Origin of the sequence: Schlesneria sp. (assembly GCF_036405755.1) — a bacterium.
Lineage (GTDB): Bacteria > Planctomycetota > Planctomycetia > Planctomycetales > Planctomycetaceae > Schlesneria > Schlesneria sphaerica.
In genome coordinates this window covers 1-4,448 of sequence record NZ_DASWWZ010000390.1, presented here as the reverse complement: position 1 = coordinate 4,448, position 4,448 = coordinate 1, and the positions used below count along the sequence as shown (strand labels likewise).

The window sequence follows — 4,448 nt, the reverse complement described above, 5'->3', positions numbered from 1 at the left end:
CCTCGAAGCGGCCTTTGAGTGGGCCGTGGGGCAGTCCGCGCCGGGGGATATCGTGCTACTTTCCCCGGGTTGCGCCAGCTATGACTGGTTCCGTAATTTCGCTGATCGGGGAGATCAGTTTACGGGGCTGGTCCGGCAGTTCGCCGTGCGAGCCGGGGCAATGATGTCGTGACTATGTTCGTCTCGATCAAAGTTCGTCTCGATCAAACACGGTCTGCGCGCCGTGCACGGGGATCGTGCCACGTCGCGTGACTGCCGTTTCAGTGTTCACGCGACGTGGCAATTGATCCGCTTGTGATCGAGCCGGTGTCGATCAGAGGAAGCGTTCCAGGCCTCGCTTTTCGACTTCCGCCAGCAGGATCTTGATGGCGTTTTCGTCCCGCTTATCTGCGACAAGCGTTGCGGTCGGGGTGTGAACGATGATCAGATCTGACACACCAATTGTCGCGATCAGGTGATCATTGTCTGTGCGCACGATGCAGCCTTTGGTATCGACGGCACAGGCGACTCCGTCGAGCGTATTTCCGTTCTGGTCGGCCCCGAGCAGACGGGGCAAGGCCTGCCAGCTTCCGACGTCATCCCATTGGAACGGCGCTTCGAGTACGCAGACCTGTCCGGCCGCTTTCTCGAGGACTGCGTAGTCGATTGAGATCGACGGCATCTGGGGGAATTCGGTTTCTAGAAGCTGGTGCAGTTCGTCGCTGCCGATTCCGGGCTGGATTCGTTCCAGGCAGGCAGCGATTTCCGGGGCAAATTCCTTGAGTGCATCCAGAATCGCCTGAGCACGCCAGACAAAGATGCCGCAGTTCCAGTAGTACTCGCTGGTCGCCATGAACTGAGCGGCCGTCAGAAGGTTGGGCTTCTCGTGGAAGCTCTTCACATGGAACGCCGGGGAAGTCGCGGTGAGACGTTCCCCGCGCTGGATGTATCCGAATCCCGTGGACGGATAGGTAGGCTCGATACCGAACAGGACGAGTGTGGAGGGATTTTGTTCAATCAGTTCCACGGCCTGCTGGACGGCTTGCTGGAATTTTTCGTTAGGGCTGATGACGTGGTCGGCGGGAGTCACCAGCATGATGGCATCCGGATCAGCAGCCAGCATTGCGATGGCTGCCAGGCCGATGCAGGGGGCGGTGTTACGGCCGCACGGTTCGACGAGAATCTGATTCGAGGGGACCTGTGGCAATTGCCGGGCGGTTTCCACCGCATGGGCGGCCCCGGTGACGATCCAGGTTCGCTCGGGTGAGATCACGGGTTGGCAGCGACCTGTGGCCTGCTGGATCAGCGTTTGATCTCCCGTCATCCGCAGGAACTGCTTGGGTAACTGTCGGCGGCTTTGGGGCCAGAATCGCGTGCCGGATCCTCCGGCCATGATCACTGCATGTAACATTTTCGTCGTTCCTGCAAAATGTGCTTGATTCAGCGGGCTGCTGCAGAGCATTTCATGGCCGGGTCGGTGAGGCTTCGAAATTCGAACGGATCGTATTTCGTTCTCGACATGTCAGCTGCGGGAAAACTGCACCGCAGGTTTCCTCTCGTGCCTGACTTGCTATATTCCGCCGTTGATTTTCGCCATCAAACTGAGGTCCAGTACCGAACCTCATCGCGCGGACATCATTAATACAGGAAGCATCAGATGTCAATTGACGTGAATCGCCGATGTGAGGCTGCCCGACAGGTGGTCAAAGCTGCAGTTCAAAGTGAAAAACTCACCCCTGCAACCGGGCAAAATCTCGATCGCTGGTTGACGGAATCTTACTATTCGGAATATCGAAGTCAGCTGCTCGAACTCGTCGAGCGTGAAGCATTCGACGTTCTCAATAACCTGTTCTGGGAGCGGATTCCGTTTGGCACGGGGGGACGTCGCGGTCCCATGAGCGAATTTGGATCGGCTACGATCAACGCTCGCACCATTGCCGAGTCTGCGAACGGACTGGCCGTCTATGTCAAGAAGAGCGCTCGACCTGAAGGGCAGGGCGCCCCCGGCGATGTTCCGCTGCGGGCCGTGATTGCTCGCGACACACGGCATCGGTCGACCGAGTTCGCACGGCTGACTGCCTCGATTCTTGCCGCGCATGGCATTCAGGTTTACTTCTTCCCGGAACCACGAGCCACACCTGAGCTGTCGTTTGCTGTGCGGCATCTGAAATGTGATACGGGAGTCATGATTTCGGCTTCCCACAATCCCCCTGCCGACAATGGCTTTAAAGCGTACTGGAGCACTGGAGGTCAGGTGCTTCCTCCCCACGATAAGGGGATCATCAATTGTGTCGATGCGACAGAAGAGATCCCTTCGATCGACTTTGATACGGCTGTGAAGGAAGGGAAGATTGTCATCCTTTCTCCTCAAAGTGGTCTCGATGTCGATCGGGACTACATCAACGCCGTGTGTGCGCTGAGTCTGTCGCAGGCGCGGCAGATTCGCATTCTGTATTCACCGATGCACGGTGTTGGCGAGTCATCGATCTACCGGTCGTTGATTCAGGCCGGTTTTACGAACATCGAACTGTACGAACCGCAGCGGGCACAGGACGGCAGTTTTCCTAACGTCCCCGACCATTTACCGAACCCAGAGCGTTCCCAGGCGCTTCAGCCCGCGATCGACTATGCAAAACAGCATGGGCATGCGCTGGTGATGGCGTCAGATCCTGACGCGGACCGCCTGGCTGTCGCCGTACGGACTGCGGGAGATCAGTTCGTCTGTCTCACCGGAAACCAACTGGGAGCCTTGCTCGCCGACTTTGTTCTGAGTAAGCGAGCAGCCAATGGAACATTGTCACCGAAGCATTATCTGGTTGAAACGCTGGTGACGACGCCGATGCTGGCGACGATTGGGGAATCCTACGGAGTTCGCGTCTTTCGCGATTTGCTCGTGGGCTTCAAGCACATTGCTGCCACGATCGATGAGAACGGGCCGGCTGAGTTCGTGTTTGCGGCCGAGGAATCCGTCGGCTATCTGGCCGGCGAGTACTGTCGTGATAAGGACGCCTGTGTCGCTGCGTTGTTCGGTGCGGAACTGGCAAGTGAACTCGAGGCGGCTGGAAAGACGCTGGTTGAGCGACTCGACGAACTGTACCAGAAGCATGGGTACTTCCATGAAACTCAGTTCGTTCAGGTCTGTCCGGGTGCCGAAGGGAGTGATCAGATCGCGCGGATGATGCAGGCGCTGCGGGAGCAGACACCCGCGACTCTGGGGCAGCTCGAGTTTCAATCGGTGCGCGACTACAAGCGACACGTGATCAAATCACTTCCCGCGAACACCCTCCTTTCCGAGTTGCCGCAGCCTTCGGGAGACTTACTGATTCTCGAAGGGAAGCTCGGTCACTGTCAGGTCTCGCTGGCGGGGCGACCTTCCGGGACAGAACCCAAGATCAAGTTCTATCTGTTCGCGAATACACCCGCCGACATGCCGCTGGTCGAAGCAAAGTCGACGGCTCAGCAGGCGCTGGTGCAATTGCAGGCCGCTCTGCAGGAATGGCTCGTGTCGAACTCGTAGTCCGGCGACCACGACCCAGTGACGTATCAGTGTTAAAGAGATAATGGAAAACGGGCACTGAGGTCCCAGGACCGCAGTGCCCGTTTGAATGACCCGCGAGTGTCAGTCGATGAACATCAGCTCGTTCAAACCGAACAGCGACTGGATGTAGACTGGCCAACGTCCTGATTCCGGAACGGGGGAATTCTCGGCGGGGCGAAGAAAGTTCTCGCCGATGCGGATTTCTTCATCGCTCGGTTTGCGCTGAAACAGTTGTTCGTAGCAGGCGACGATCCTGTCTCGCGTTGTCCCTGCGGGGTGACCTTCGTGCAGCTTCGCGCTGAGCTTCACCGCTTGCGTCTCGATGAATTCACTGTTCAGGACGAAGAGCTGCTGCAGTGGGGTCGTCGTGGCGTCGCGCGAGGGACTGTGCGAGGTCGGAGGAGGGAAGTCATACAGCCGCAGCATATCATGTTGTTCATCCCGGCCGACTTTCCCATAGAGCGTCCGTCGGCGGTTTGTTGGCAGGTCCAGTTCGACGGCAGGGCCGCCCAGGGTGTTGTCGAGATTATCCGCGACCGCCAGGATTTCGTCTCGCCACGGTTCGATGTCCAGCCTTCGACGGCTCATTCTCGCCAGGAGCTGGTTCTCGGGGTCAAGCTGGACGGACAGCGCGATCGCCTCTGCCCCCTGGGGGTTACTCCGAGCTTCGCTGGCCTGGCGGTAGGTGGTGGAGGTGATCATCGTTCGATGCAGACGCTTCATCGACCAGTTACGCGAAGAAGGTGGAGTGACATCGCTGGCGAGATGAGTTGCTAACCATTCCAGAAGTTCCGGGTGCGAAGGGCGTTCTCCCTGCGTGCCAAAGTCGCTGGGGGTCTTAACGATCCCACGTCCGAAGTGGTGTGCCCAGAGACGGTTTGTGATGACGCGAGCCGTCAGTGCCTGTGATTCGTGAAACAATGCTTCGGCG

At 58.2% G+C, this 4,448-nt stretch carries 3 protein-coding genes; 1 reads left to right on the top strand and 2 read right to left on the bottom strand.

Translation table 11 applies throughout. The features are described 5' to 3' along the window. Positions 1 to 313: 313 nt before the first annotated feature. Entirely contained in the window at positions 314 to 1,390 is a 1,077-nt protein-coding gene (locus VGE80_RS13545) for a mannose-1-phosphate guanylyltransferase (protein WP_397568693.1), read from the bottom strand. A gap of 246 nt (positions 1,391 to 1,636) precedes the next feature. Between VGE80_RS13545 and VGE80_RS13540 the strand changes: the two genes are divergently transcribed. Beyond that, positions 1,637 to 3,496: a phospho-sugar mutase gene (locus tag VGE80_RS13540; RefSeq protein WP_440593047.1), complete on the top strand. Its 1,860-nt coding sequence runs from the start codon at positions 1,637 to 1,639 to the stop codon at positions 3,494 to 3,496. A gap of 102 nt (positions 3,497 to 3,598) precedes the next feature. On the opposite strand, the gene VGE80_RS13535 is transcribed toward VGE80_RS13540, so the two are convergent. Then, positions 3,599 to 4,448, bottom strand: an 850-nt coding sequence (locus tag VGE80_RS13535) for a DUF1553 domain-containing protein (protein WP_440593046.1), incomplete at its 5' end; no start/stop codon positions are given.

Bases quoted from the DNA above. Each gene is read 5' to 3' on its own strand.
- VGE80_RS13540 (WP_440593047.1), top strand. From the start codon at position 1,637: ATGTCAATTGACGTGAATCGCCGATGTGAGGCTGCCCGACAGGTGGTC.
- VGE80_RS13545 (WP_397568693.1), bottom strand. From the start codon at position 1,390: ATGTTACATGCAGTGATCATGGCCGGAGGATCCGGCACGCGATTCTGG.